Below are 1,360 nucleotides of genomic sequence, written 5' to 3' on the forward strand. Positions count from 1 at the left end.
GCGTTAGAGCCGACTGCTTCCCCCTAACTGACTGGCATTACAATCATGGTCTGGGTTCAGCGATTGCTCGCCACCGGGACACCGCACACCGGTGGCGAGCGGGCTTGTCCCGCGATAGGCCGGCAGCGTCACTGCAACCCTAAAGCCGGCAGCGTCCCTTAAGACTCCCGAAGCCGAAGGCTAAGCACCAGCGTTAGAGCCGACTGCTTCCCCCTAACTGACTGGCATTACAATCATGGTCTGGGTTCAGCGATTGCTCGCCACCGGGACACCGCACACCGGTGGCGAGCGGGCTTGTCCCGCGATAGGCCGGCAGCATCACTGCAACCCTAAAGCCGGCAGCGTCCCTTAAGACTCCCGAAGCAAGGCTAAGCACCAGCGTTAGAGCCGACTGCTTCCCCTTGACTGACTGGCATCAGGGTCATGGCCTGGGGTTCAGCGATTGCTCGCCAGACGTGGAGCGTCATCGAGAGAATCTGCTATCTCGAATCCTCCCAAGGCTTCGTCTCCCAGCTGGAACTGCCAGTCACGAAACCCTGGGTGGCGATGACGTAGTGTATACCTCGATCAGCCCCGGATCTCGGCGACCGCCGCGGCCAATGCCTGTGCCGGATCGGCTGCCTGGCTGATCGGACGGCCGATGACCAGGTAGTCCGACCCCGCGTCCAATGCCTGGCGCGGGGTGAGGATACGGCGCTGGTCATCCTGCGCGCTGCCCGCCGGACGAATACCGGGTGTCACCAGCTTCAGCGAAGGCAGCGCCGCCTTCAGCGCCGGCGCCTCGAGCGCCGAGCACACCAGACCGTCCATCCCTGCCTGCTTGGCCAACGCGCCCAGACGCAGTACCTGCTCCTGAGGCTCGATATCCAGGCCGATTGCCGCCAGATCCTCACGTTCCATGCTGGTCAGCACGGTAACGCCGATCAGCAACGGCTGGGGACCGCTGCGCTTGTCCAGCACTTCACGGCAGGCCGCCATCATGCGCAGGCCACCGGAGCAGTGCACATTGACCATCCACACGCCCATCTCGGCAGCGGCTTTCACGGCCATCGCGGTGGTGTTGGGGATGTCGTGGAATTTCAGGTCCAGGAACACCTCGAAGCCCTTCTCGCACAGCGTTTCCACGATGCCGGAAGCGCTGCTGGTGAACAGCTCCTTGCCTACCTTGACACGGCACAGCGCCGGGTCAAGCTGGTCGGCCAATTTCAGGGCGGCCTCACGGGTGGGGAAATCCAGGGCAACGATCAGGGGCGTCTGGCAGGTGGACATGGTCGGGGTCTCATGGCAAGTCGAAATCGGCGCGCATTGTAAACGATGTGGTTGGGGAGCGGGGGGCCGGAGGTCGTTGGGAGGAAATCGG

1 protein-coding gene is annotated in these 1,360 nt (G+C 63.4%); it reads right to left on the reverse strand.

Annotated features, from left to right (window positions below; all coding sequences use genetic code 11):
* Positions 1–567: 567 nt before the first annotated feature.
* Positions 568–1,269: an orotidine-5'-phosphate decarboxylase gene (gene pyrF, locus G7009_RS27250; RefSeq protein WP_181133375.1), complete on the reverse strand. Its 702-nt coding sequence runs from the start codon at positions 1,267–1,269 to the stop codon at positions 568–570.
* Positions 1,270–1,360 lie beyond the last annotated feature (91 nt).

This window comes from Pseudomonas capeferrum (genome assembly GCF_013523055.1).
Lineage (GTDB): Bacteria > Pseudomonadota > Gammaproteobacteria > Pseudomonadales > Pseudomonadaceae > Aquipseudomonas > Aquipseudomonas capeferrum_A.

Bases quoted from the DNA above. Each gene is read 5' to 3' on its own strand.
- pyrF (WP_181133375.1), bottom strand. From the start codon at position 1,269: ATGTCCACCTGCCAGACGCCCCTGATCGTTGCCCTGGATTTCCCCACC.